Source organism: Nocardioides sp. Root240, assembly GCF_001428825.1.
Taxonomy (GTDB): Bacteria; Actinomycetota; Actinomycetes; order Propionibacteriales; family Nocardioidaceae; genus Nocardioides.
In genome coordinates this window covers 328,571-353,430 of sequence record NZ_LMIT01000001.1, presented here as the reverse complement: position 1 = coordinate 353,430, position 24,860 = coordinate 328,571, and the positions used below count along the sequence as shown (strand labels likewise).

Annotated in this window: 24 protein-coding genes and 1 riboswitch; of the genes, 9 read left to right on the top strand and 15 right to left on the bottom strand. The window is 70.8% G+C overall.

Going from position 1 to position 24,860, the window contains the following annotated elements; genetic code table 11:
• Positions 1-7: 7 nt before the first annotated feature.
• Positions 8-661: a heme-copper oxidase subunit III gene (locus ASE20_RS01635; RefSeq protein ID WP_082612054.1), complete on the bottom strand. Its 654-nt coding sequence runs from the start codon at positions 659-661 to the stop codon at positions 8-10.
• Positions 662-776: 115 nt separating this feature from the next.
• On the opposite strand from ASE20_RS01635, the gene ASE20_RS01630 reads away from it, so the two are divergent.
• The 3 genes from ASE20_RS01630 to trpD are packed head-to-tail and all read left to right on the top strand — an operon-like array spanning position 777 to position 3,158.
• On the top strand, positions 777-1,727 hold the full coding sequence (locus ASE20_RS01630) for a cytochrome c oxidase assembly protein (RefSeq protein ID WP_225868999.1): 951 nt from the start codon (positions 777-779) through the stop codon (positions 1,725-1,727).
• 10 nt (positions 1,728-1,737) lie between these two features.
• Positions 1,738-2,139 (top strand): hypothetical protein, encoded by a 402-nt coding sequence (locus tag ASE20_RS01625; protein WP_200952675.1) that lies wholly within the window; start codon positions 1,738-1,740, stop codon positions 2,137-2,139.
• Complete coding sequence (trpD, locus tag ASE20_RS01620; RefSeq protein ID WP_056892776.1) at positions 2,136-3,158, top strand: anthranilate phosphoribosyltransferase; 1,023 nt, start codon at positions 2,136-2,138, stop codon at positions 3,156-3,158. The genes ASE20_RS01625 and trpD overlap by 4 nt, the downstream gene beginning before the upstream one ends.
• On the opposite strand, the gene ASE20_RS01615 is transcribed toward trpD, so the two are convergent.
• Positions 3,116-3,925: an HTTM domain-containing protein gene (locus ASE20_RS01615; protein ID WP_056892775.1), complete on the bottom strand. Its 810-nt coding sequence runs from the start codon at positions 3,923-3,925 to the stop codon at positions 3,116-3,118. The genes trpD and ASE20_RS01615 overlap by 43 nt on opposite strands.
• Positions 3,919-4,263, bottom strand: coding sequence for a hypothetical protein (locus ASE20_RS24940; RefSeq protein ID WP_056892774.1), 345 nt, complete (start codon positions 4,261-4,263; stop codon positions 3,919-3,921). Before ASE20_RS24940 ends, ASE20_RS01615 begins: the two co-directional genes overlap by 7 nt.
• 198 nt (positions 4,264-4,461) lie before the next feature.
• Here ASE20_RS24940 and ASE20_RS01605 point away from each other — a divergent pair, with 198 nt between their 5' ends.
• The gene (locus ASE20_RS01605; protein WP_157538371.1) at positions 4,462-6,846 is read left to right on the top strand and encodes a hypothetical protein; all 2,385 of its coding nucleotides are present in this window, start codon (positions 4,462-4,464) and stop codon (positions 6,844-6,846) included.
• Positions 6,847-6,864: 18 nt separating this feature from the next.
• Here the strand turns inward: ASE20_RS01605 and ASE20_RS01600 are convergent, their stop codons facing one another.
• On the bottom strand, positions 6,865-7,143 hold the full coding sequence (locus tag ASE20_RS01600; RefSeq protein WP_056892772.1) for an Lrp/AsnC family transcriptional regulator: 279 nt from the start codon (positions 7,141-7,143) through the stop codon (positions 6,865-6,867).
• Positions 7,144-7,323: 180 nt separating this feature from the next.
• Positions 7,324-9,033 carry a DEDD exonuclease domain-containing protein gene (locus tag ASE20_RS01595; protein WP_056892771.1) on the bottom strand — a complete coding sequence of 570 codons (1,710 nt, stop codon included), beginning with the start codon at positions 9,031-9,033 and terminating at the stop codon, positions 7,324-7,326.
• A gap of 110 nt (positions 9,034-9,143) precedes the next feature.
• Between ASE20_RS01595 and ASE20_RS01590 the strand changes: the two genes are divergently transcribed.
• The 4 genes from ASE20_RS01590 to ASE20_RS01575 all read left to right on the top strand — a co-directional run bounded on the left by ASE20_RS01590 (position 9,144) and on the right by ASE20_RS01575 (position 13,144).
• Positions 9,144-9,350 carry a hypothetical protein gene (locus ASE20_RS01590; RefSeq protein WP_056892770.1) on the top strand — a complete coding sequence of 69 codons (207 nt, stop codon included), beginning with the start codon at positions 9,144-9,146 and terminating at the stop codon, positions 9,348-9,350.
• A 169-nt stretch (positions 9,351-9,519) separates the two neighbouring features.
• Positions 9,520-9,683: riboswitch (cyclic di-AMP (ydaO/yuaA leader) on the top strand.
• A 97-nt stretch (positions 9,684-9,780) separates the two neighbouring features.
• Positions 9,781-10,704, top strand: a complete 924-nt coding sequence (locus ASE20_RS01585) for a C40 family peptidase (RefSeq protein WP_056893068.1) — start codon at positions 9,781-9,783, stop codon at positions 10,702-10,704.
• Positions 10,701-11,900, top strand: a complete 1,200-nt coding sequence (locus tag ASE20_RS01580) for a hypothetical protein (protein ID WP_056892769.1) — start codon at positions 10,701-10,703, stop codon at positions 11,898-11,900. Before ASE20_RS01585 ends, ASE20_RS01580 begins: the two co-directional genes overlap by 4 nt.
• Positions 11,901-11,905: 5 nt before the next feature.
• Positions 11,906-13,144 (top strand): M48 family metallopeptidase, encoded by a 1,239-nt coding sequence (locus ASE20_RS01575; RefSeq protein WP_056892768.1) that lies wholly within the window; start codon positions 11,906-11,908, stop codon positions 13,142-13,144.
• Positions 13,145-13,147: 3 nt separating this feature from the next.
• On the opposite strand, the gene ASE20_RS24155 is transcribed toward ASE20_RS01575, so the two are convergent.
• The 10 genes from ASE20_RS24155 to ASE20_RS01530 form a co-directional block, all read right to left on the bottom strand.
• Positions 13,148-13,342, bottom strand: a complete 195-nt coding sequence (locus ASE20_RS24155; RefSeq protein ID WP_200952674.1) for a Flp family type IVb pilin — start codon at positions 13,340-13,342, stop codon at positions 13,148-13,150.
• Between the two features lie 84 nt (positions 13,343-13,426).
• Positions 13,427-13,615, bottom strand: a complete 189-nt coding sequence (locus tag ASE20_RS01570) for a Flp family type IVb pilin (protein ID WP_056892767.1) — start codon at positions 13,613-13,615, stop codon at positions 13,427-13,429.
• A 162-nt stretch (positions 13,616-13,777) separates the two neighbouring features.
• Positions 13,778-14,428 carry a response regulator gene (locus ASE20_RS01565; RefSeq protein ID WP_056892766.1) on the bottom strand — a complete coding sequence of 217 codons (651 nt, stop codon included), beginning with the start codon at positions 14,426-14,428 and terminating at the stop codon, positions 13,778-13,780.
• On the bottom strand, positions 14,425-15,996 hold the full coding sequence (locus ASE20_RS01560) for a sensor histidine kinase (RefSeq protein WP_056892765.1): 1,572 nt from the start codon (positions 15,994-15,996) through the stop codon (positions 14,425-14,427). Before ASE20_RS01560 ends, ASE20_RS01565 begins: the two co-directional genes overlap by 4 nt.
• Before the next feature lie 16 nt (positions 15,997-16,012).
• Positions 16,013-16,939: a type II secretion system F family protein gene (locus ASE20_RS01555; RefSeq protein ID WP_056892764.1), complete on the bottom strand. Its 927-nt coding sequence runs from the start codon at positions 16,937-16,939 to the stop codon at positions 16,013-16,015.
• On the bottom strand, positions 16,939-18,855 hold the full coding sequence (locus ASE20_RS01550; RefSeq protein ID WP_056892763.1) for a type II secretion system F family protein: 1,917 nt from the start codon (positions 18,853-18,855) through the stop codon (positions 16,939-16,941). Before ASE20_RS01550 ends, ASE20_RS01555 begins: the two co-directional genes overlap by 1 nt.
• Positions 18,855-20,369, bottom strand: coding sequence for a CpaF family protein (locus tag ASE20_RS01545; protein ID WP_056892762.1), 1,515 nt, complete (start codon positions 20,367-20,369; stop codon positions 18,855-18,857). The genes ASE20_RS01550 and ASE20_RS01545 overlap by 1 nt, the downstream gene beginning before the upstream one ends.
• Entirely contained in the window at positions 20,366-21,559 is a 1,194-nt protein-coding gene (locus ASE20_RS01540) for an AAA family ATPase (RefSeq protein WP_056892761.1), read from the bottom strand. Before ASE20_RS01540 ends, ASE20_RS01545 begins: the two co-directional genes overlap by 4 nt.
• Before the next feature lie 13 nt (positions 21,560-21,572).
• Positions 21,573-22,310, bottom strand: coding sequence for a Flp pilus assembly protein CpaB (gene cpaB, locus ASE20_RS01535; protein WP_082612049.1), 738 nt, complete (start codon positions 22,308-22,310; stop codon positions 21,573-21,575).
• 189 nt (positions 22,311-22,499) lie between these two features.
• A complete protein-coding gene (locus ASE20_RS01530; protein ID WP_056892759.1) occupies positions 22,500-24,287 on the bottom strand; it encodes an AMP-dependent synthetase/ligase in 1,788 nt (595 codons plus the stop codon).
• Positions 24,288-24,389: 102 nt separating this feature from the next.
• Here ASE20_RS01530 and ASE20_RS01525 point away from each other — a divergent pair, with 102 nt between their 5' ends.
• The gene (locus ASE20_RS01525; protein ID WP_056892758.1) at positions 24,390-24,848 is read left to right on the top strand and encodes an SRPBCC family protein; all 459 of its coding nucleotides are present in this window, start codon (positions 24,390-24,392) and stop codon (positions 24,846-24,848) included.
• The last annotated feature ends 12 nt before the right edge of the window (positions 24,849-24,860 follow it).

The window sequence follows — 24,860 nt, the reverse complement described above, 5'->3', positions numbered from 1 at the left end:
ACCAGCGTCACTTGATCAGGTAGATCGTGGCGAACAGGCCGATCCACACCACGTCGACGAAGTGCCAGTAGTACGACACCACGATCGCGCTGACCGCCTGCTCGTGGGTGAACCGGCGGGCGACGTAGGTGCGCCCGAGGACGAAGAGGAAGGCGATGAGTCCGCCGGTCACGTGGATCCCGTGGAAGCCGGTGGTGAGGTAGAACATCGTGCCGTAGCCGTCGTGCGGGATCGTGACGCCCTCGTGGATCAGCTCGGCGTACTCGAGCGCCTGGCCGCCGACGAAGATCGCGCCCATGACGTAGGTGAGGATGAACCACTCACGCAGGCCCCACTTGCCGATCTGCAGCAGCGTCCCGGCGCGGCCCACCTGACCGCGCTCGGCCGCGAACACGCCGAACTGGCACGTGAACGACGACAGCACGAGGATCGTGGTGTTGATGCTCGCGAAGGGCACGTTCAGGAGGTCGGTGTTCTCCGACCACATCTCGGGCGAGACCGAGCGGATCGTGAAGTACGACGCGAAAAGCGCCGCGAAGAACATGAGCTCGCTGGACAGCCAGATGATCGTGCCGACCGCCACCATGCTGGGTCGGTCGTGCTGGCCGTGCAGGCGCGAGGCAGGAAGAGATGCCGAAGCTGAGATCGCCACGGGCGCCATTATGGCGGTTACCGACGGACTCGGCATCCCGACCCCCCGTTATGGGCGCCAACCACCCTGCGCCTACGCTCGAACGGGTCGCAAAAGGGCCGAAAAGGCCGCCGAGGAGGTTCACGTGGGGCTGGTGGTGACGGCAGCGGCCTCCGCGACCGGGAACCTGCCGCCGTTCGACGCCGGGGCGCTCCTCTCGCAGTGGGGCCTGGCCCCCGTCCCGCTCGTCGTCACGGTGTGGTCCGTGGGCCTCTACGTGCTCGGTGTGGTCACCCTCCGCCGGCGGGGGGACAGCTGGCCGGTCGGGCGCTCCATCGCCTGGGGCGTGGGCATGGTGGCGTTCTACCTCGCGACCTCGTCCGGCCTGGCGGCCTACGACACCGTGCTGCTGAGCGTGCACATGGTCCAGCACATGGTGCTGTCGATGGTGGTGCCGCTCTCGCTGGCGCTCGGGGCCCCGGTCACGCTCGCGCTGCGGACCCTGCCGCGCCTGCCGCGCGGCTGGCTGCTCGCCCTCCTGCACTCCCGGCTCGCCAAGGTGCTCGGCTTCCCGCCGCTGGCGTTCGGCCTCTACGTGCTCTCGCCCTGGGCCCTCTACTTCTCCAGCTGGTACGACGCGTCGCTCCGCTCGACGTACGTCCACGAGATGATGCACGTCCACCTGGTGGTGGTCGGCGCCCTGTTCTTCTGGCCGATCGTGGGCGTCGACCCGCTGCCGGGCCGGGTGGCGCATCCCTTCCGCGTGCTGCTGACCGTGATGACGCTGCCCTTCCACGCCTTCCTCGGCGTCACGATCATGGGCCAGAAGACGCTGCTGGGCGGTGACTGGTACCCGCGGCTGCACGACGGGCCGCTGGGCTCCTGGCTCCCGGACCCCTACGACGACCAGCACCTCGCCGGCGGCATCCTCTGGGGCGCCGGCGACCTGGTGGGCGTCGTCTTCTTCGTCGTGCTGTTCATCCAGTGGGTGCGCTCGTCGATGAAGGAGGCAGAACGAGAGGACCGCCGCCTCGACCGGCTGGAGCGGCTCGCCGCTGCGGAGGCCTCCCGACCCGGCGCGGCGGAACCCGAGTAGCATCGCGCGAGTGAGCTCTCCGAAGTCTCTGAAGGTGCTCGTCTACAGCGACGACGTGCACACCCGCGAGCAGGTCATCCTGGCGCTGGGCCGTCGGCCCCACCCGGACCTGCCGGAGCTGGAGTACGTCGAGGTGGCCACCGAACCGGTGGTCATCCAGAACATGGACGCCGGGCACCTCGCCCTGGCGATCCTCGACGGCGAGGCCGTGCCGGCCGGTGGCATGGGCATCGCCAAGCAGCTCAAGGACGAGATCTACGACTGCCCGCCGCTGCTCGTGCTGACCGGGCGCCCGCAGGACGCCTGGCTCGCGACCTGGTCGCGCGCCGACGCCGCCGTGCCGCACCCGATCGACCCGATCCAGCTGGCTGAGGCCGTCGTCTCGCTGCTCCGCTCGCGCGTCCCGGCATGAGTTGGCCGGAGGTCCTCGGCGCGCTCGTCGCCGGGGAGGACCTGACGCCTGCCCAGGCGAGCTGGGCGATGGGTGAGATCCTCGCGGGCGAGGCCACGCCCGCCCAGATCGCCGGGTTCGTCGTCGCGCTGCGCGCCAAGGGCGAGAGCATCGAGGAGCTCACCGGCCTCGTGGACGCCATGTACGACGTGATGACGCCGATCTCGGTGCCCGGGCGCCTGCTCGACGTCGTCGGCACGGGCGGTGACCGCTCGTTCTCCGTCAACATCTCCACGATGTCGGCGATCGTCGCCGCGGGCGCGGGCGCGCGCGTCGTCAAGCACGGCAACCGCTCCGCCTCCTCGCAGGCCGGCACCGCCGACGTGCTCGAGGCCCTGGGTGTCCGGCTCGACCTGCCGCCCGCGCGGGTCGCCGAGCTCGCCACCGAGGCGGGGATCACCTTCTGCTTCGCGGCAGCCTTCCACCCGGCGATGCGTCACGCCGCCGTACCGCGCCGGGAGCTGGGGATCGGGACCGCGTTCAACGCGCTCGGCCCGCTGGCCAACCCGACCAAGCCGGCGGCCCAGGCCATCGGCTGCGCCGACCCGCGGCTCGCGCCCGTCATGGCCGGCGTCTTCGCCGCCCGGGGTGTGGACGCGTGGGTGTTTCGCGGCGACGACGGCCTCGACGAGCTGACCACGACCACGACCTCCTCGCTGTGGGTCGTCCACGAGGGCGAGGTCACGACCGCGAAGGTCGACCCCGCCGCGCTCGGGCTCGCCCCGGCGACCGCCGAGGACCTGCGGGGCGGCGACGCGACCCACAACGCCGGCGTCGTACGACGCCTGCTGGAGGGTGAGCGCGGACCGGTCCGCGACGCGGTGCTCCTCAACGCCGGCGCCGCCCTGGCCGTCTACGACGCCCCCGGCCAGCCGGTCGACGAGGCGCTGGCCGCCGGCCTGGCCCGTGCGACCGAGGCGATCGACTCCGGCGCGGCTCAGGCCACGTTGGACCGCTGGATCGCGGCCGCCTCGGCCTGATCCTCCGGCCCTGCCGGGAAGGTCGGCCAGGTCCACACCAGCGGGTAGCTCGCGAAGCACAGGAGGGCGAACGCGCTGAACACCAGCGGCGCGCCCAGCAGCGCGACGATCGACACGTGCAGCAGCACTCCCAGCAGCAGCGCGGGGCGCCGGGTCCGCCGCCACCAGAGGCCCAGCCCGATCGCGATCTCGGTGGGCACGGTGAGCCAGGCGGTCGCCTGCGCCGGCACCCAGTCGGGCGACAGCGAAGCGATGAGGTCGCCCGAGAGGAACTCCGGGTTGGCCTTGCTGAGGCCGGCGAACAGGTAGCAGGCGGAGAGCGTCGCGACGAGGAGCAGCTGCGGCCACCACGGGACGAGGCCGTCCCCGGCGTCTCGCCGTACCTTCGCCCGGACGGCCCACGCCCGGTCCGCTCGTGCAATCGCGAACCAGAGGCACAGGACCACCAGGAAGAAGCGGTGGTTGCTGTAGAGCTGCTGGTCGGTCGCCATCAGCAGCACGTTGCCGGCCGCGATGGTGAGCGCGCTCAACGGCGCGAGGATGCCCAGCGCCAGCAGGACGCAGGCGACCGCCATGGTCAGGAACCAGGCGGCCAGCGACACGTCCGCGGCCTGCGGCAACCAGTCGCTGACCGGCGTGGTGATCCGGTCCTTCTGCAGGTGGTTGAGGAAGCCGCCGCCCTCGTAGCACGTCAGCAGCGCGCCGATCGCGAACAGGACGCGGCCGAGTGCGACCGGGCGCGGCGCGACACGCAGCGAGGTCAGCACGAGACGGTCCTGACCTGGTCGGTGCCGGGCTGGGTCCGTCGTACCTGGACCTCGACCGCGTCGGGGAAGCGTGGGCAGAGCTGCTCGGGGAGCGTCTCGGTCCAGTCGACCTCGGCCCGGTCGTTGGCGACGTGGTCGGTCAGCTCGACCTCGTGGCGTCCTCCGGACCTGTCCTCCCAGGACGCGCTCACCATGCCGTAGCCGGAGTACATCTGGAAGCCGAACCGGCTCGGCTTCGGCCCGGCGAGCAGGATCACCGCCGGCACCAGGAAGAGCGCGACGACGATCCCGGCCACCAGGCGGTCGCGCCACGACGAGACCAGACCGGAGGTGAGCACACGGTCACCGTAGCCAGCGGGCGGGGCCTGGGAGTACGGGATCCGGTCTCGATGTCATGGTCCGAAAGGACTACGGGCAATGTCCCGACGTCGGTCCCCGGCGCGCAGCGGGTCGGTTAGCGTGCTGGTGCTGCCGGTCGGACCTGTCGTGGGGCGGGGTTTCCCTGAACCGGCTTTTCGCGTTCTTGGGAGGGAACTGTGTCGACTCGACGCATTCTGCTGGCATCGCTCGCGACCATGGTCGGGGGTGCGACGCTGGCCGTCGGGCCGGGGAGCCCACCGGCCGTCGCCGACGTCACGTCGCCAGCAGCTGGGACCGCACTCGACCTGCCGTCCGGCGTGACCGTGTCCGGCATGAGCGGCGACCCGGCGAGTCGTGCCATCGCCGACACGTTGGTCGATCCGATCGTCGGCTTCAACGACTTCCCGTCGAAGGGCAGCAGCTACCTGATGCTGTCGTCCGGGAATGCCAGCCAAGCCTTCCAGGGGTCGGCGAGTGCGCAGCTGTCGACGGACTTCGGCAACGACGCTGCACCGGACTCGTCGAGCATCAGCCTGACCGTCGCCCAGGGCACCGCCGGAGCGGGCTGCCTCTTCCTCGACTTCGCCTTGGGTACGGAGGAGCCGACGGGCTACACCGCGGGCGTCCCCGACGACGAGCTCAACATCGAGCTGAACGGTGTCGAGTACGCCGTCAACGCCGGCGACGGCTACTTCACGCAGAACGACCCGGACACCGTCAAGAGCCCGGACTGGCCGGTCGACGCTGCGGCGACGTACTACCACGTCAACCAGATCGAGTACTGGCACCAGCCGGGCAGCCGCAAGGACCCGGAACCCGGCACGGCCGAGACGCCCCACCTCCCTGCGGTCACCGGCCTCAACAACCTCACGTCCCTCGACACGGCGCGGATCCCCTTGGACCTGGCCACCAGCAACGCGGTGATCACGGTCACCGTCCGGGACGCGCCCGGTGCGCTGAACGGCGACCTCGACTCCGTGGGCTTCGTCGACAATGTGCGCCTGGGGGCCAGTTGCGCGAACGGGTCCGGCGTCGAGCCGATCGCGCCCGACAACCAGGAGCCGGGCAACGCCTGCTGCGGCATCATTCGGGGCACTCGCGGGGTCGGGAACACCCTGACCTACGACCCGGTGCCCTCGACCACCGCGATCGAGCGCTACGACAGCGCACAGAACGGCTGGCGCTCGCCGTCAGGCACCCCTGTCGGCCTCCGCTTCAGGTGGTACAGCACGACGACGTCGTACCGCTACTCGGGCGACATGCGTCATTGGACCGCGCTCCCGAACGCCGACCGACAGACCTACGTGCCGACGCCGAGCGATCGCGCGCGCGTGCTCATCGTGCTCGTCACCGGTGTCGTCGACGGCCGTCGCTACGAGACGTTCCCGTCGACCGACGCCGCCCCGAACTGGTACGTCACCACGACCATCCAGAACGGCACCTTCCTGGAAGGCGTGGCTCCCGTGATCAGCGGCCCCGAGGACGGCACCGCCTCGGTCGGAGACACGCTGACTGCGCAGGTCGGGGACACCGTGCCGCGCCAGGACACGTGGGACTGGCAGTGGTACGCCAAGACCCCCGGCCAGTCGGGTGACGGCGCCGCGATCTCCGGTGCCACCGGTCAGACCTTCGTGATCGGGGAGGCTCAGGCCGGAAAAATGATGATGGTCAAGGCGACGGCGAAGCGCGACAACTTCGACTCGAAGACCTGGCCGAGCGCCTTCTACGGCCCGATCGACCTCCAGGCGTGGCAGCAGACCCCGAAACCGGCGATCGTCCATGACGGCACGCCTGCCGTGAACGAGGAGCTGAGCGTCGCGACGGGCGCCTGGAACCCCGTCCCGGCCTCCTACAGCTACCAGTGGAAGCGCGACGGGGTCGTCATCTCGGGCGCCGTCTACGACAAGTACACCGTCAAGGCGGCCGACGTGGGCAAGGGGCTCACCGTCGATGTCTCCGGCGTGATCACCGGGTACCCCCAGCTGCCGCAGACCTCGGCCGCCGTGACGCCCGCTGGCGGAGTGCTCCCGGGAGGTACCGCTGCGATCATCGGCACCGCGAAGGTCGGCTCGAAGCTGACTGCCTCGTTGTCAGGCTGGCCGACGGGTCTCACCTACACCTACAGCTGGTACGCCGGTTCCACCGTTCTCCAGAGCGGCACGAGTCGGTACTACTCGCTGCCCGCATCGGTGCTGGGGAAGCAGATCACGCTCAAGGTGACCGGCACGAAGTCCGGTTTCGAGCCCACCGTCGTGGCGAGCGCGCCGACAGCCGTCGTCGCGCGCGGCAGCCTCATCTCCGGCAGCGTGCGGATGAGCGGCACGCTGCGGGTCGGGTACACGCTGCGGGCCTACGTTGCGAGCTGGGGTCCCTCGCCGGTGGTGTACAGGTACCGCTGGAAGATCGGTAGCTCCTACGTGGCCGGCTCGGCAGGCACGCGCTCCTCCCTCAAGCTCCCGTCGCGGGCGCGCGGCAAGCGGATCACACTGGAGGTCGCGGTCAGCAAGACCGGCTACGCCTCGGTCGTGAAACGAGTGGTCAGCACCAGCACGGTTCGTTGACCAGGTCCTCGCTCGGGCTCAGTCGAGCCCGAGCGAGAACGCCGCCTCGAGGTCGTGGCGGGAGTACGCGCGGTAGGCGATGTGGGTCTCGGTGTCGACGACACCGTCGACCTTGTTGAGCCGGTCGGAGACCACGGTGGCGATGTCCTCGTGGTTCTTCACCCGGACCAGCGCGATCAGGTCGATCTGGCCGGTGACGGAGTAGACCTCGCTGACGCCGTCCAGGGCGGCGATCGCCGCGGCGACCTCGGGGATCCGCGCGGTCTCGGCCTGGACGAACACGATGGCGGTGATCATGGACTCACCCTAGGAGACTGCTGGACAATCCGCGCGGCTACGCGGCGCCGGGTGGAGCGTTCGCGGCGTTCGGCTCGGTTGAAGTGACCCGCCACGCCTGTCCTCGCCGCTCTGGCGACCGCACGCACCCAGCGCCGCTCGCGCTCGCCCGTCTTGTTCAGCAGTCTCCTGGAGGCTCGCTCAGGGGGCGGCCGCGAGGACCGGCACGTGCCGCGCGGCACCCTGCACCGGACAGGTCCACTCGCCGACGACGTCGACCAGCCGGACGCCGGGAGCCTCGAGCCAGCGCAGGATCCGCTCGGTCTCCTCCGCCGTCGCCGCGGGCGTCGGGCCGAGCGCCGGGACGACGGTCTCGGCCGTCAGGCGCAGCGCCTCGACCCAAGCGACCGCATCGGCGCCGGGCGGGATGGTGCCGGCGGCGGCGAGCCGCCCGTGGCGGACCACGTGCACCGCCCAGCGGCCGTCGTCCTCGCGCCGGACGGCGATCACCTCGGGGCAACCGGTCAGCGCGGCAAGGCGCTGCGTGCGGGCGGCACCCCGGATGAAGTCGGCCAGGCGGTCGCGCTGGTGGGCCGCCTCCTCGAAGCGCTCCTGGTCGGCGAGCGCGCTCATCCGGGCGTGCACGAGGTCGACCACGTCGTCGGGCCGCCTCAGGAGGGTGTCCTGCAGCTGGCGGACCACGGCGCCGTAGGACTGCTCGTCGACGCTGCCGTCGCAGGGCGCGAGACAGCGGTGCATCTCGGCCAGCGCGCAGGCGGAGCGGGAGGGCCGACGGCCGAACCGCTCGTTGCACTGGCGGATCGGGAACACCTCGTGCAGCGCCTCGAGCGAACCCTCGGCGCTGCTGCGTGAGGAGAACGGGCCGACGTAGTCGGCGTCGTCGTCGAGCACGCGCTTGACCAGGGACAGCCGCGGCCACGGCTCGCGGGTGAGCTTGAGCCAGGTGACCTTCTCGGGGTGCCGCGAGCGCCGGTTGTAGGGCGGCTTGTGCTCCGCGATCAGCCGGAGCTCGCGCACCTCGGCCTCCAGCGGCGTGGCGCACTCGATGCCGGTCACCGACGTGGCGAGCTGCACCATCTGGCCGATCCGCGTGCGTTTCTCGGAGGCGGTGAAGTAGGAGCGGACCCGGCGACGCAGGTCCCGCGACGTGCCGACGTAGAGGACCCGCTCGCGCTCGTCGCGGAACAGGTAGACGCCGGGGGCGTGCGGGAGCTCGTCGGCGAGGTGGCGCTTGCGCCGGGAGGCCGCCGCGACCTTGGAGGAGTAGCCCTGCAGCTCCTCGAGGGTGTGCACGCCGAGCCCGCCGAGGCGCTCCATCAGGCCGTGCAGCACGTCGACGGTGGCCCGGGCGTCCTCGAGGGCGCGGTGGTTGGGCGTCGTGCTGGCCCGGAAGACCCGCGCCAGCGAGGACAGCTTGTGGTTGGGCGCCTCGTCGCGCGACACGACGTGGCGGGCGAGCTTGACGGTGTCGAGCACCTCGAAGTCGGGCCAGGCCAGGTCCTGCTCGCGCGCGAAGTGCCGCAGGAAGCCGACGTCGAAGCGGGCGTTGTGGGCGACCAGGACCGAGCCGGCCGCGAACTCGAGGAAGGCCGGCAGCGCGGCCCTGATCGGCGGCGCGTCGGCCACCATCCGGTTGGTGATGCCGGTCAGCACCGCGATGAAGGCGGGGATCGAGGTGTGCGGGTTGACCAGGGTCTGGAACTCGCCGAGCACCTCGCCGCCGCGGACCTTGACCGCGCCGATCTCGGTGATCATGTCGCCGTCGCCCACCGAGCCGCCGGTCGTCTCCAGGTCGACCACGCAGAAGGTGACGTCGCGCAGCGGCCGCCCGAGCTCGTCGAAGGAGCGCTGGTCCTCCCATCGGGGATCGAGGGCGGCGGCGTGGTCCATGACGACGACGGTAGGACGCACCACCGACGCAATGGCGCAGGCGTCCCGAGGGAGCGCCGGCCGATCGCGAACGATCCTTTGTGTCGGCACCCCCTGCCACGCTCCTGGACATGACGACGAGGATCGACTGCGACACCTGCGTGGTGCGGGGCCTGGCCTGCCACGACTGCGTGGTGACGGTGCTGCTGGGCCCACCCCCCGAGCTGATGATCGACGACGACGAGCTGCGAGCGCTCGACGTGCTGGCCGAGGGCGGCCTGGTGCCCCCGCTGCGGTTGGTGCGCCCGGTGACCGCGCCCGAGGTGGAGTCGGCCTGATGACGGTGGGGCAGGAGAGGTGGAGTGGCCCCCCGGGGCAGGTGTGACCCGTTCCTCACCAACTCCTTCCCCAACACGCTCAGCGGGTTTTGGACTCCTCGCGGCCCGGGATTAGTCTTGATCGCTCAGGTGTCCGTGGAAGTGGATCGGCCGATCCGCGCGGGCACCGCGCTGAGTCCGGGGTCGTCCGCGACACCGGAGCCGGGGAACCAACCACATCTGGGGTGAATCCCGCACGAGGGGCCCCTCTGCCCGTCCAACGGACGGCGGGGGAGCAGGGAGTGCGAGTAGGGCAAGTCGTGCCCGAACCCGTCAGCTCACCCGGTAGGCGTACGACACCAGAGGGGACCGCCAGCACGTGCTGAACGGCCGGAAACGCACCACCGCTTCGCTTGCCGCACTTGCCCTGACCGGCACGATCGCCCTGTCGGTGAGCACCCCCACCAGCCCGGCCAACGCCGAGCCCGACATCGAGCAGGTCCGCGACCGCGTCGACAAGCTGCTGCACCAGGCCGAGCAGGCCTCGGAGCGCTACAACGACGCGCGTCTCGAGCTCAAGGAGCTCAACCGCGACCTCGACTCGCTCGAGGCCGACCAGACCCGCCAGAGCGACGTCCTCGACGGCGTCCGCTCCGACGTCCGCGACGCGATCATCCAGCGCTACCAGTCCGGCGGCCTCGGCCCCACTGGTGAGCTGCTCGCCTCCGACTCCAACGGCTTCCTCGACGAGCTGGCGACGATGTCGACCGTCGACGGCATCCAGGACTCGATCCTCACCGACTACGGCACCGAGCTCGAGGCCTACGGCATCCGCCGTGCCCAGACCCAGGAGCGCCGCGACGACGTCCGCGCCCTGAAGAAGACGCTCTCCACGGAGAAGAAGAGCGCCGACGACAAGCTGGCCCAGGCCAAGTCCCTGCTCTCCCGCCTCGAGGAGGAGGAGCGCAACGAGATCCTCTCCCGCGGCGGCTACCGCGCGCCCGACGCCGGCTCGATCCCCGCGTCGCCCCGGGCCGCGGCCGCGATCCGCTACGCGCTGGCCCAGGTGGGCGACGCCTACGTCTACGGCGCGGCCGGCCCGAGCGCCTTCGACTGCTCCGGCCTCACCATGATGGCGTGGGCCCAGGCCGACGTCAGCCTGCCGCACTCCTCGCGCGCGCAGATGGGCTCGGGCACCCCGGTCGCCAAGAGCGACCTGCAGCCCGGCGACCTGGTCTTCTACTACAGCCCGGTCAGCCACGTCGCGATGTACATCGGCAGCGGCATGATCGTGCACGCCGCCAACCCCGGCGCGGGCGTGAAGGTGTCGAGCGTCGACGAGATGCCGTACGCCGGAGCGGTCCGGCCTGGGTGACCCGACGGGTCCTCCTGACCGCACTCCTGACGGCCGGCCTCCTCACCGGGGCGTGCTCGCCTGACGAGTACGTCGCGCCGCCGCCCACGCAGCGCACCGAGGTCGCCGACCCGGCGGTCGCCGCCGAGACGGTGGCGGCCCTCCAGGACGACATCGACGACCCTGGCGCCCTGGCGCGCCTCGGGGCCGACGACGACGCGGCGCAGCTCCTCGCCGCCGTCAGCCGCAACGCGACGGGGCTGCGCCTGTCCGACGTGACCCTCCGCTACATCACCGAGACTGGTCGGACGTCCGGCGCGGACGCGTGGGACGGACTGGTCGCCGTCACCTGGCGCGTCGAGGGCTTCGACGAGGCGTCGGCGCGCGCCGAGGTGCCGGTGTCCTTCGCCGACGGCGGGAGCCGGATCGCCGGCATCGGTGCCGACGGCGCCCGGCTGCCGTTGTGGCTGACCGGTCCGCTCGTCGTACGACGGGTCCCGGGTGCGGTCGTGGCCGCTGCCGAACCGGCGGGGGAGATCGACCGCTACGCCCGCCTTGCTCGCCGTGCCGTCGCCGCGACCCGCCCACTGCTCGGAGGTCGCGCGGGCGTCGTCGTCGAGGTGCCGGCGGACGCCGCGGCGGTCGACCGGACGCTCGGCGTGCAGCCCGGGCAGTACAGCGCCATCGCTGCGGTCACCGCACCGGTCGACGGTTCGCAGGCTCCGGGGAGCCCGGTCCACGTGTTCGTCAACCGCACGGTCTTCGACGCCCTCGACCCCACCGCCGCGCAGGTCGTGATGACCCACGAGGCCGTCCATGCGGTGACCGGCGCGGCGCTCGTGCAGGGGGCGCCGCTGTGGCTCGTCGAGGGCTTCGCCGACTACGTCGCTCTGCGCGACGTCGACCTGCCGGTCTCCCGCACGGCGGCCCAGGTGATCAAGCAGGTCAAGCGCGGCGGCGTACCGGCCGCGTTGCCTGCCGACACCGACTTCGACCCCACGGCCACCCACCTCGGCGCGGTCTACGAGGCGGCCTGGCAGGTGTGCGTGGTGATCGTCGAACACGGGGGAGAGGGCGCCCTCGTCGCGCTCTACCGCAGGGTGCTCGGCGGCGCCGACGTCGCCACCGCGCTGCGCGCCGAGGCCGGGTGGACCGAGGCCGAGCTGACCGCTGCCTGGCAGGCCCGGTTGGCGTTGTTGGCCGGCGTGCAAAAGTAGAGATCGTGGACACCCGACGCGCTGCCCGGCGGGTCGCGCTGGGCACGGTGCTGCTGGGCGCGGCGGCCTTCGTGCTGATCGCCGCCGAGCGGGTGCCGTGGGAGATCGTGCCGGGTGGCATGCCGCGACCGGCGTCGGCCTCCTCGGTGTTCACCTCGTCCGAGATCGAGCGTGCCGAGCACTACGCGCGCTGGGCGCGGACCTGGAGCTGGTCGTCGCTGGCGGTCTCGCTCGCCGTCGCGTGCTGGCTGGGGTTCGGGCGTCGCGGCCGGGCCTGGGCTGAGCGGGTGCCCGGCTGGTGGTGGGTCCGGATCGTCCTGGTGGTGGCTGCGCTGAGCGTGGTCGGCCGCCTGGTGACGCTGCCGTTCGCGATCGCGCTGCGCCGGCTGGCCCTCGACGAGGGCCTGGCAGCGGGGACCTGGTCGACCTGGGGTGTCGACGTCGTCAAGGGCGAGCTGATCGCGATCGTGACCACCTCACTGGCGGTGATCGCGCTGGTCGCGTGTGTCCGGCGCTGGCCGCGGGCCTGGCCGGCGGTGGCAGGTGTGCTGGGGGCGGCGCTCGTCGTGGTCGGCTCGTTCGTCTACCCGGTGCTCATCGAGCCGGTGTTCAACCACTTCGAGCCGCTCCCGGACGGTTCGTTGCGCACCGCGGTGCTGGACCTCGCCGACCAGGAGGGCGTGCAGGTCGACGACGTGCTGGTGGCCGACGCGTCGCGTCGTACGACGACCCTCAACGCCTACGTGTCGGGCTTCGGCCACACCCGGCGGGTCGTGCTCTACGACACCCTGGTCGACGGCACGCCGCGCGACGAGGTGCTCTCGGTGGTCGCCCACGAGCTGGCCCATGCCCGGCACGGCGACGTGGTGACCGGTACGGCGCTCGGCGCGGCCGGAGCGTTGGTGGGGATCGGGCTGCTCGGGCTGCTGCTGGCCGGTGACGGCCGGCGGGACCTGCGCCGGGCGGGGACCGTGCCCTGCCTGCTCGCGCTCGTCGCGCTGGCGACCCTGGCCTCCGCCCCGGTTCAGAACGGCATCAGCCGCCAGCTGGAGGCCCGGGCAGACCAGACGGCGCTGGAGCGGACAAGGGACCCGCAGGCCTTCGTCGCGCTCCAGCGCCGTCTCGCACTGCGCTCCCATGCCGACCCCACACCACCGGTATGGTCACAATTCTGGTTCGGATCGCACCCCACGGTCCTGCAGCGGATCGGCCTGGCGCGGGCCGGGGCGGAATCCGCACCCTGAGGGCTATCCGGGGAAGTCGAACTCGAACAGGCCGCGGATGGCCTCACCGAAGAGTGCCACGCCGCCGATGATCGCAACGGCGATCAGGGTCATCAGCAGCGCGTACTCCACGGCGGTGGCGCCTCGCTCCTCGACACCCAGGCCAAGGCGGCCCCAGACGACGTCGCTCTGCATGTCTGCTCCCACTTCGATCCCCACGACGAGCTCCTCAGAACGACCGAACGGCCGGGCTGTTGTCCACAGCTCGGCCGTTCGATTGATTGTCTCTGCTGGTGCAGAAGATCAGGCAGCGCCCACGTCGCCGGCGACACCGTTGAACATGTCGCTGAGGTTGGTGCCGAGAAGGCGAACGCCGACGATGATCACGACGGCGATCAGGGCGACGAGCAGGCCGTACTCGACGGCGGTGGCGCCGCGCTCGTCCATCTTGGCGAGGCGGGCGTTGAGCAGGATCTGGAGGTACTGGACCATCGGGGTCTCCCTTTGCACTGGTGTTCTGTGTCCCCGGGGAGTGCTCCCCGATGACGAGAACTCTGCCTGAAGCGCGACCCTTGGGGATCGGGAGTTCGTCTCTTCGCCCCTAGTCAGTTGGGACTACCTTCCGAGCGTGACCGGAGCCACGGTCCGACGACGTCAGCGCGCGGAAGGCTGAACGGTGGAGAGCAGGCCGATCCGCATCGCCGTCACCAGCGCCTGGGCGCGGTTGGCGGCGCCCAGCTTCTGGTAGATCCGGGCGATGTGAGACTTGGTCGTCGACTCCGAGAGATACAGCTTCTGGCCGATCGCGGCGGCGTTGAGGCCCTCGGCGAGCAGCAGCAGGACGTCGTGCTCCCGCTCGGTCAGTGCGGTCGACTCCGCGGACTGACGGCGCATCATCGCCCCTACCAGGCCCGCGCACACGAAGGCCTTGGGGGAGACGGCCGCATGGCGCGCGGCCTTGATCACCTCGGTGGAGGGTGCGTCCTTGCCCACGAAGCCGGACGCACCGGCCTGCATGGCCGCGAAGATCTGCTCGTCCCCGGAGTGCATGGTGAGCACGATCAGGCCGACCTTGTCGCTCTGCTTGCGCAGCGTGCGGACGACGTCCAGTCCGGTGCCGTCCTGCATCTGGAGGTCGGTGATGACGACGTCCGGGCGGAACTCGGCATAGCGCTGGATGCCCTCGGCGACGGAGCCGGCGGTGGCGACGACCTCGAGGTCGGGCTCGAGGTCCAGGACCGCCCCCAGACCGTTGCGGATCAGCTCGTGGTCGTCGACCAGCAGCACGGTGACCTTGTCGCTCATGACATCTCCTCTGGAGTCGAGTCGGCCGGACCCGAACCGGCCGGATGACGGGGCACCTTCAGGGACACCGACACCGTCAGGCCCCTGCTGGCATTGTCGCGAACCACGAGCTCCGCACCGATCAGTCTTGCACGTTCGCGCATGATCTTCAGGCCGTGGGAGTCGCTGCGTGCCGACTGGAGGCCGACGCCGTCGTCGGTCACGGTGATGATCGCCTCGGGCGCGTAGACCTGGCAACGGACGTCGATGGACGTGGCGCGGGCGTGCTTGACGGCGTTGTTCATGGCCTCCTGCGCGATCCGGAAGAGCTCGGCCTCGACCTCGGGACGCAGCCGTTGGGGCTGCTCGTCGAGGCGGACCCGGATCGGGATTCCGGAGGACTCCGAGAGGTGGCGCGCGACGCTGCTGATCGCCCCGCCGAGGCTCTCGGCCTCACCGATGCTCGTACGCAGGTTCATCACGGAGCGGCGTACCTCGGCCACCACGACGGAGACCCGCTCCCGCAGGATCGCGAACGTCTTGGCCTGCTGCTCGTCCGCAGGCCGCGCAGCGAGCGCGTCGACGAGGTAGCCCAGGGAGGCGATGTCCTGGGCGACGCCGTCGTGCATCTCGCGGGCCAGCCGGTTGCGCTCGTCAGCCGTGGCTGCGTCACGGAACTGGGCGAACAGGAGGGCGGCGTCGAGCTTGACGGCGTTGTCGCCGAGGCTCGCGGCGACCTCAGTCAGCGGGACCGTGCTGGGCTCGCTGCCGATCGGGCGGAGACCGGCCACGATCGCCTGATCGCTGACCCGGAAGGCGAAGCCTTGGCCGATCTCGACCGTGTCGTTGTGCTCGGGTGTGCCCCGGAGCACGTCGCCGGCCAGCGTCTCGCACGCAGCCAGTGCCTCCGGGTCGAGGTCGACGGTCGACGCCACGGGCGTCAGCGCATCGCCGCGGGGGACGTAGAGCGCCAGACCACGGTTGGGGATCCGGTCGCCGACCTCGCTCAGCAGCTCTCCGCCGAGTGCGCCGACGTCCAGTCCGGAGCTGAGGCTGCCGGCGAGGGCGAGGAGCTGCTTGAGGTGCTCCTGGGCGTCCCGGTACGGCGCCAGCGGGTCGGGCTGCCGGCTGGACGAGAACGTGACGCTGGCGATCAGGCTCAGCCCCAGGCCGGCCATGGCCCAGGTGAAGACCGCCACCGCTTGTTCCGAGGTGATCTTCTCCCACCACATCAGCGCCATCGCGACCACCGCGATCACCTCGACGAGGACGGTGCGCACCATGGTGCGGGTGCCGGCGACCGCGGTGGCGTAGAGCGGAGGGACGACCAGGGCGACCAGGATCGACGGACCGTAGACCATGCTGACGCCACTGATGATGCCGATCGCGGCAGCCTCAGTGGTGGGGCTCAGCGAGAGCTCGAGCTCACGGCGGGTCGCTGTGGCACCTTGGTAGATCCACACCAAGGCGAGGAGCAGAAGGGCAATGACGCCCTCACTCTGGCGCAGCCAGAGGATCGGTCCGCCGATGGCCAGCAGCGCAAACAGGCGCGCGGCACCGACGACGGCAAAGGTCTGGCTGCTGGCCATCTGGCCCCGTGTCCTCCTAGCGACCCTTGAAGGCGTCCATGGCCTGCAGGATGGCTGGTCCCATGACGATGATCAGCAGGCACGGCAGGATGAAGAGCACCAGCGGGATCATGATCTTGACCGGCACCTGCTGAGCCTTCTGCTCGGCGTACTGACGCCTCTTGACGCGGATCTCGTTCGACTGGACTCGAAGGACCTGACCGATCGGGATGCCGAAGGCGTCGGCCTGCACCATCGAGCCGGCGAAGGTCTTCAGGTCCTCCACGTCGCTCCGCTCGCCGAGGGTCCGCAGAGCGTCTGCCCGGCTTCGTCCCAGCTGCATCTCGCGCAGCATGCGGGAGAACTCCTCGGCGACCGGGCCGTCGGTGTTGCGGGCCACCTGCTGGAGCGCAGCGTCGAAGCCGAGGCCCGCCTCGACGCTGATGGTGAGCAGGTCGACGGCGTCGGCAAGGGTTCGCTTCACCTGGTCGGCGCGCTTCTGGGCCGTGTTGTAGAGGTAGAGGTCGGGCGCGAAGAAGCCGAGCACGACGCCCACGATGGCGGCGAGCAGGACGATCGCGGCCGTTGCCTCGAGGAGGAGGGCGAGCGCCACCGCCGCCAGGGGGACGACGACCGCGCCCAGCACCTTGGAGGAGATGACGCGGTCGACGGTCCAGCCACGTGGGTTCCCGGCCCGCTCGAGCTTGTGGCGGATCCGCTCGGACTGGTCGGCACCCGTGATTCGTCGACCGACGCCGAGAGCCCGTTCCTGGAGAGGACCGATCACGCGATCCGTGAACGGCAGCTCGGCCTCGCGCGTGAACTCGGGGTCGTGGGTGCCTTGGCGCTCGAGTGCCTCGAGCGCCCGACTGAGGCCGTCGGTCGTCTCGCCCTTGACGAAAGCAGCACTCGCCGCCGCGACGGCTCCGACGAGGAGCACGAATCCCAGGAGAAGCAGCATCATCAGACCTCCACCTTCACCAGGCGCGACATCGCGAACGACCCGACCGACATCATGGCCGACGCCACACCGATCAGTACCCAACCGCGGGCATCGTCGAACAGGGGCTGGATGAACTCACGGTTGCCGAAGAACATGAACAGGGCGAAGGTCGGCGGCATGCCGCACAGGATGATCGCCGAGAACCGACCCTCTGCGGACAGCGTGCGGACCTGGCGACGAAGGTAGGCCCGCTCGCGCATCGTGGCGGCGACCGTGGTCAGCAGCTCGGCCAGGTTGCCGCCGACCTGGCGCTGGATCCGGATGGCCATGACCGACCAGGCGAAGTCCTTGCTCTCGAACCGGGCGGCGACTCCCTCGAACGCGTCCTCGATGGGTACGCCGATCCGGGCCTCCACCAGGACCCGCTTGAACTCGGAGGCGATCGGCTCCGGCCCCTCGCGGACGACGGTGTCGACGGCTTGGGCCAGGGACAGGCCGGCGCTGAGAGCACCGGAGATCAGCTGCAGCACGTCAGGAAGGGCATCGTCGAATGCTCGGCGGCGCCGGCTGGCCCGGAAGCGGAGATAGATCGGGGGCAGGAATGCCCCGAGGACCATGGCCACGACGCCGGCGATCAAGCTGCCGCTGATCAGGAAGCCGGCCAGGCCCGCGACGAAGACGGTCGCAACGTGGACGAGCAGCCACTCGGACGGCTTGAACCCACTGCCCGCGGCCGAGAGTCGTTGCGACAGCCTCTCGTTGAGCCCCTGGTTCCGCTCGAGCAGCCCGGCAGCGGCTGCCTTGGCCTGGTCGAGCATCGGCTCCGATGCCGACTTGTCCTCGCGCTCGGAGGGTCGGGTGACCTGGGTGCTGTAGGCCTCGACCCGCTCGGCGATGCTCATCGGGGCCGGGCGGCCCGGGACGAGCAGCATGGCGGCGCCGATGAGGCCGACGGCCAGGACGCCGATGCCGGCGTAGAACACCCATTCCGGGGGATTCCAGCCGCCAGGGCTGGCGATCTCCACCTTCGGGCTCGAGGGCAGGCCGGTGTCGCCGGACGCGGACTGGATCGGCGCGAGGGCGCGGGCGATGACCGGCTCGTCGGCTGTCGGCAGCACGACCTCCACGGTCGCCTGGCTGGCGTCGAAGCCGCTCGGCAGGGGAGCGGTGACCAGCACCTGGCTCGCGAGGACGTCCGCCTCGGCGCGGAAGGCCTCGGCCAACGCCGTACCGCTGCTCTCGATGACCCGGCCCTTGCCGGCCTCGGTCATCGTGCGCAGCGGGGCGAGCGAGCTGCCGGACTGCCCGAGGCTGACCACGTCGACCAGCGTGTTGGTGGACGTGATCTTGTCGGCGACGTCCGACAGTGAGGCGCTACCGCCGGTGTCGGCACCGTCGGAGAGCACCAGGACCGTGCGCTGGCCCTCCGTGCCGGCTGCGTCGACCGCGGCCATCACGCCGTCGTAGAGCAGGGTGTCCCGGGCGAGGCCGAGACCGTCCACCACCGTCCGCGCCGCGGCGCGGTCCGTGGTCGGTGCGAGCGCGACCTGGACGTCGTTGTCGAAGGTGACGATGCCGACCTCGACGTCGGCAGGCACCGTGGCGAGGTAGGTCGTGGCAGCCGCCTTCGCCGCGGCGAAGCGACCTGCCTTGGCCATCGACTGGCTGGTGTCGATCGCGAGGACAGTGGTCCGCTTGACCTCGGTGCCCGTTCCCGCGGCGACGGCGGTGGCGGTCAGGTCCTCACCGTCAAGGGTGGCCTCGACGCCGGAGAGGTCGACCTCGGCCCCCTGGGGGACGTTGACGAGCACCCGCAGGCCCTCGCCCGTGGACTCGACATGGGCGATCGTGCCGTCCTCGGCGACCGCCGCAGTGGCGGGCAGGAGGAACGCGGCCAGGAAGCCCGCGAGGACGACGAGAGGCCGTCGGGCGGCCATCAGACCCGGTCCATCCGGAAGATGGTGGGGTCGACCGCGACGTTGGCGTAGGCCAGCTTCTCCAGGAACTTCGGGCGCAGCCCGGTCGAGCGCATCCGGCCGAGGATCCGGCCGTTCTCGTCGAAGCCGGCGCTGTTGTCGAAGACGAAGATGTCCTGGAGGGTGATGATGTCGCCCTCCATCCGCTCGACCTCGGTGATGTGCGTGATCCGGCGCGAGCCGTCCTTGAAGCGGGTCTGGTGCACGATCAGGTCCACGGCGGAGGCGACCTGCTCGCGGATGGCGCGGATCGGCAGGTCCATGCCCGCCATCAGCACCATCGTCTCCATGCGGGCCAGCGTGTCGCGCGGGCCGTTGGAGTGCAGGGTGCAGATGGAGCCGTCGTGGCCGGTGTTCATCGCCTGCAGCATGTCGAGCGCCGAGGCGTCGCGGACCTCGCCGACGACGATGCGGTCGGGCCGCATGCGCAGGCTGTTGCGCACCAGGTCGCGGATGGTCACCGCGCCCTTGCCCTCGATGTTGGCAGGACGCGACTCGAGGCGGACGACGTGCTCCTGCTTGAGCTGGAGCTCGGCGGCGTCCTCGATCGTCACGATCCGCTCGTCGCGCGGGATGAACGAGGAGAGCACGTTGAGCGTGGTCGTCTTCCCGGCACCCGTACCGCCCGACACGATGACGTTGAGCCGTCCCCGGACGCAGGCGTCGAGGAAGTCGGCCGTCTGCGGTGTCAGGGACCCGAAGTTGATCAGGTCCTGGACGGTGTAGGGGTCGGTCGAGAACTTCCGGATCGTCAGCGCGGAGCCGTCGATGGACAGGGGCGGCACGATCGCGTTGACACGGCTGCCGTCGGGGAGACGGGCGTCGACCATCGGTGAGGACTCGTCGACACGACGGCCGATGCGGGACACGATCTTGTCGATCGTGCGGCGCAGATGGGCCTCGTCGGCGAAGTGGGCGTCCGCCTTGAGCAGCCGGCCGTCCCGCTCCAGCCAGACGTCGTTGAACCCGTTGACCATGACCTCCGAGACCTCCGGGTCGCGGAGGTAGGGGTCGATCGGCCCGTAGCCGAGGATGTCGTCGGTGATCTCCTGGGTGACCCTGGACCGGTCGCCCGCGCTGAGCGGACGGTCCTGGGCGCCGAGCACCTCGGAGAGGACGCTTCGGACGGTCTGGTCCAGCTCCTCCTGGTCCATCTCGGCGTCGTACAGGTGGGGGCCGAGGCGCTTCAGCAGCTCCTCGTGGACGCTGGACTTCAGGTCCTCGATCCGGTCGACCTCCGCACCGGCCAGGGTACGGCGGGCAGGCGCCCGCTGGTCGGCTCCGGCCGCTGCGGCGCGGGCCGACAGGGGGCCGGTGGTCGCTGCGGTGCTGCCGGCGGCTGCGGGCTGGGAAGCCTGCTCGACCTCGACGCCGGTGGCGACCTCCTCGACCTCGTCGGAGACCTCGGCGGCGTGCTTGCCCTGGGCGGCGGCTTCGCGCCGGGCGGCCGCGAGCCTTTCGGAAAGGCTGCTCATGAGTTCCTCCCACGACGGAACAGGCCACGCGATCGACCCGGATCGGCCGCGGACTCGGCGGTCAGGGGCGTCGGGGCGGAGACCGGCTCGCCCGTGACGGACGAGGCCAGATGGAAGTAGGCCTGGCTGGCGGGGTGGAGCGGCTTGTGCGTCACGATCGGCGTCCCCGAGTTCGTGGCCGCGGCGATGTCGACCGCACTGCCCACCTGGGCGCTGACGGGCATCCCGAGGATGCTCTCCACCTTCTCGACGCTGATGCCGACGGCGTCGTCGGCCCGGTTGAGGAGCAGGTGCCGGTGGCCACGGGCGATGCTGAGCATGTCCATGGTCTCGAGCGCGACCTTGACGTTCTTCAGGGTCGGTACGTCGAGGGTGGCCACGATGACGCACTCGTCGGTCTCGTCCAGCGCGGTGAGCGTCGCGTCGTCGAACGACGGCGAGGTGTCCACCACGATGTAGTCGAAGCCGTCGCGCAGTGCCCGCAGGATCCGCGAGATGAGCAGCGGAGTGATCCGCTCGCGCACGTCGGGGTGGGCCGGCGCGGCCAGCACGGTGAGCGAGTCCTCGTGCCGGGTGAGCAGGCCCTCGAGCAGGGCGAGGTCGACGGAGTCCTCCGCACCGACGGCCTGCTCGATCGAGTGCGTCGGGAAGAGCTGCATCGTGATCGCGACGTCGCCGAAGGCGAGGTCGAGGTCGACGAGGCAGACCTTGCGCGCGCCGTGGTCGGCCAGCGCCAGGGCCAGGTTGACCGAGGACGTCGTCTTGCCGACGCCACCCTTGGGGGAGAAGACGGTCACGACGCGGCCGAGCTGCCGGGCACCTCCGGGCCCGCGCAGGGCCTGGTAGAGCTGGTGGGCGCGCTCGACGGCCTTGGTGAGGGCCTTGTCGTCCTGGCCGGTGACGACGACGTCGCGGACACCGGCGTGCATGGAGCGAGCCAGGACGTCAGTGTCGAACTGGTCGCGGACCAGGACGGCGCTGACGGTGGGTCGCTTGATCCGGAGCTCCTCGACGGCATCCAGGGCGGAGTCGAGCCCGAGGCTCGGACCGAGCACGACGACGTACTCGTCGGCGTGCTGGTCCAGCCAGGCGTGCATGCGGTCGACCGAGGCGACCGAGTGCGAGCCGGTGGGCATCGAGCCCAGGAGCGTGGCGACGGAGGCGGGTTCCGCCTCGACGATGACGGGCATGGTTCGACGCCTCTCAGTCGAAGAGGTTGTCGGCGTTGACCGGCGGGCCGCCCTTGACGTTGCTGGCGTCATTGAGCAGCGCGATCGTCAGCTCGCCGCTCTTCTCGGCAAAGCGGACCTTCTCCGCCTGCTTCTGGGTCACGGCGACCGTGACCAGGCGCTGGAGCTCGGTGTCGGTCACGTTGTCGCCGCCGTCGGTGCCGTCCTCGGGGTCGACGGTCTGGGTGCCGTCGGCCAGGACCGTCACGCGGTCGAGGAGGACCCGGGTGAGGATCGGGTGCTGGCTGTCGTCCAGCAGCGTGGAGATGATCGAGACCTCGGCGCCGGCCTTGGTGAACCGGCCGACGCGACCGTCGTCCTTGACCAGGATCGAGATGGCGAGCTTGCCCTCCGGGATCGGGAGGGTGGCGCGGGCCTCGACGTCCTCGAGGGCGCCGAACTTCGCGGGGATCAGCTGCTCCCCGGCGTAGACCGTGGTGAGCGCGACCTTGTCGCGCAGCGGGTCCGAGTCGTCGCTGGCACCCTCCAGCAGCTGCGCCTTGGCGACGTGGGTCAGCTGGACCTTTCCGTTCTCCAGGGCGTCGTCCAGGCTCTCACCGGGCTCGATGTCCTTGGAGGCGGTGAGCACCTCGACGGTGTCGTACTTGTCCGCTGCGCGGGTGTCCGCGCTCCGGGCGTACGCGAAGACGAGTGCAACGCCGACTGCGGCAATCACCGCGGCGACGACCAGCAGCAACCTGCGACGATCCATATCAGAGCCCTCCCGCTCCCCATGCAAATGTGTCGGCTGCCCCCGGATGCAGCGCAGGCCGAGGCTAGCGAGGCCCGGTCGAAAGGGGGAGGGAAATCACGAATCGGCGGCGATTGATGCCCGATCGAGACCGAAGGCATGGCCCGTTGGGACTATGGGCCCAGGCCGGGAGGGACCGCCACGCGCGGATCAGCCGTAGAGCGCCGCGATCTCGTCGCGGCTCTCGCGCATCACCACGTTGCGCTTGAGCTTGAGGCTCGGCGTGACCTGCCCGCCCTCCTCTGTCCAGTCGGCCGGCAGGATCGTGAACTTGCGGATCGACTCCGCCTTGGAGACCGCCTTGTTGGCCTCGTCGATCGCCGCCTGGACCTCGGCGCGGAGGTCCTCGTCGTCGACGAGGTCGGCGACCTTGCCCGTCTTGCCGTGCTGCTCGGCCCAGGCCGGGAAGGCCTCCTCGTCGATGGTGACGAGCGCGCCGATGAACGGTTGGCCGTCGCCGACGACGAGGCACTGGCTGACCAGGGCCGAGGCGCGGACCCGGTCCTCGAGCACGGCTGGGGCGACGTTCTTGCCGCCGGCGGTCACGAGGATCTCCTTCTTGCGCCCGGTGATCCGGACGAAGCCCTCGTCGTCGACCTCGCCGACGTCACCGGTGTGGAACCAGCCGTCCTGGAGCGCCTCGGCGCTCGCCTCCGGGTTGTTCCAGTAGCCGGTGAAGACCTGGCCGCCCTTGAAGAGCAGCTCCCCGTCGTCCGCGATCCGTACGGCGGTGCCCGGGATCGGTCTCCCGACCGTCCCCACCTTCTGCGCGTCCGGCAGGTTCACCGTCAGGGCAGCGGTCGTCTCGGTGAGGCCGTAGCCCTCGAGCACGGTGACGCCGATACCCCGGTAGAAGTGGCCGAGCCGGTCGCCGAGGGGCGCTCCGCCGGAGACGGCGAACTCGCACCTTCCGCCCAGGGCGGTCCGGAGCTTGCCGTAGACCAGTCGCGAGAACAGCGCGTGCTGGGTGCGCACCCGCACCGGCACGCGGCCCCCGTCGAGCGCGCGCGAGTAGGCGATCGCGGTCTCGGCGGCGCGGTCGAAGATCTTGCCCTTGCCGTCGGCGGTCGCCCGCTGCGAGGCGGTGTTGAACACCTTCTCGAACACGCGGGGTACCGCGAGGATGAAGGTGGGCTGGAAGGTCCCCAGCTGGGGGAGCAGGTTCTTGATGTCGGCGCTGTGGCCCAGGCGGGTGCGCGACTTGATGCAGCCGACCTGGATGATCCGCGCGAAGACGTGGGCGAGCGGCAGGAAGAGCAGGGTCGAGGCGTCCTCGGCATCGAAGAGCCGCTCGAGCTCCGCGACGGCGACGCACAGCTCGTTCTGGAAGTTGTCGTGCGTGAGCATGCAGCCCTTCGGGCGCCCGGTCGTGCCTGACGTGTAGATCAGCGTCGCCAGGTCGGCTGGACCGGTCGCCTGCCGCCGGGCCTCCAGGTCCGCATCCGGTACGGCGGCGCCGAGCCGCACGAGCTCGTCGACCCCGCCGCTCTCGAGCGCCCACACGTGGGCGAGGTCCGGCAGCTGCGCGCGCACCGCGCCGACCCGGGCGAGGTGGGTGGCGTCCTCGACGACGAGCGCACGGGCGCCCGAGTCCGACAGGATCCACTGGACCTGCTCCTCCGAGGAGCTCTCGTAGATCGGCACGGTCGCCGCCCCGGCGAACCAGATCGCGTAGTCGAGCAGGGTCCACTCGTAGCGGGTGCGCGAGATCAGGGCGACCCGATCGCCGGGCTCGACCCCGGCCGCCAGCAGCCCCTTGGCGACCGCGGTGACCTCGGCGAGGAAGGCTGCGCAGGTCACGTCGGACCAGCCGCCGGAGCCGTCTGCCCGGCTGAACTGCACGGCGTCCGGCGCCTCAACGGCATTGCGGACGACGTCGTCGGTGAGGTTGCCCGTCGTGGGGACGGTGACCGTCTGCGGGGTGGAGTACTCGCGCACGATCCGCAGGCTACCGCTCGCCGTCCTGCCGGCCGTAGTGACGAGTTCAGCGTCACGCCAGCCTCGGCGGCGAGCAGGGGAGCGGTCCGGTAGCCTTCCGGCATGGCCGAACAGACGTCTTCGTCGATCGTTGTCGACGCTCCCGCCGCGGACGTGATGGCGGTCATCGCGGACTTCGCGGCCTACCCGGCCTGGGCGAAGGGCGTCACGGTCGCCGACGTGCGCTCGTCCTACGACGACGCCGACCCGAAGCAGGCCGGCCGGGCGCGCGAGGTGTTCTTCACGCTCGACGTCTCGCCGATCAAGGACGAGTACACGCTGGCCTACGAGTGGGACGGCGACGCGCAGGTCACCTGGACCCTCGCCGAGGGCAAGATGCTCAAGGCGCTCGACGGCGCCTACGTGCTGCGGGCCACCGGGCCGCGGACGACCGAGGTCACCTACCGCCTCGCGCTGGACGTCTCCATCCCCCTGATCGGGATGCTCAAGCGCAAGGGCGAGAAGATCCTCATCGACACCGCGCTCAAGGGCCTGAAGAAGCGCGTCGAGTCCGGCGCCTGAGCGGCCCCGGGG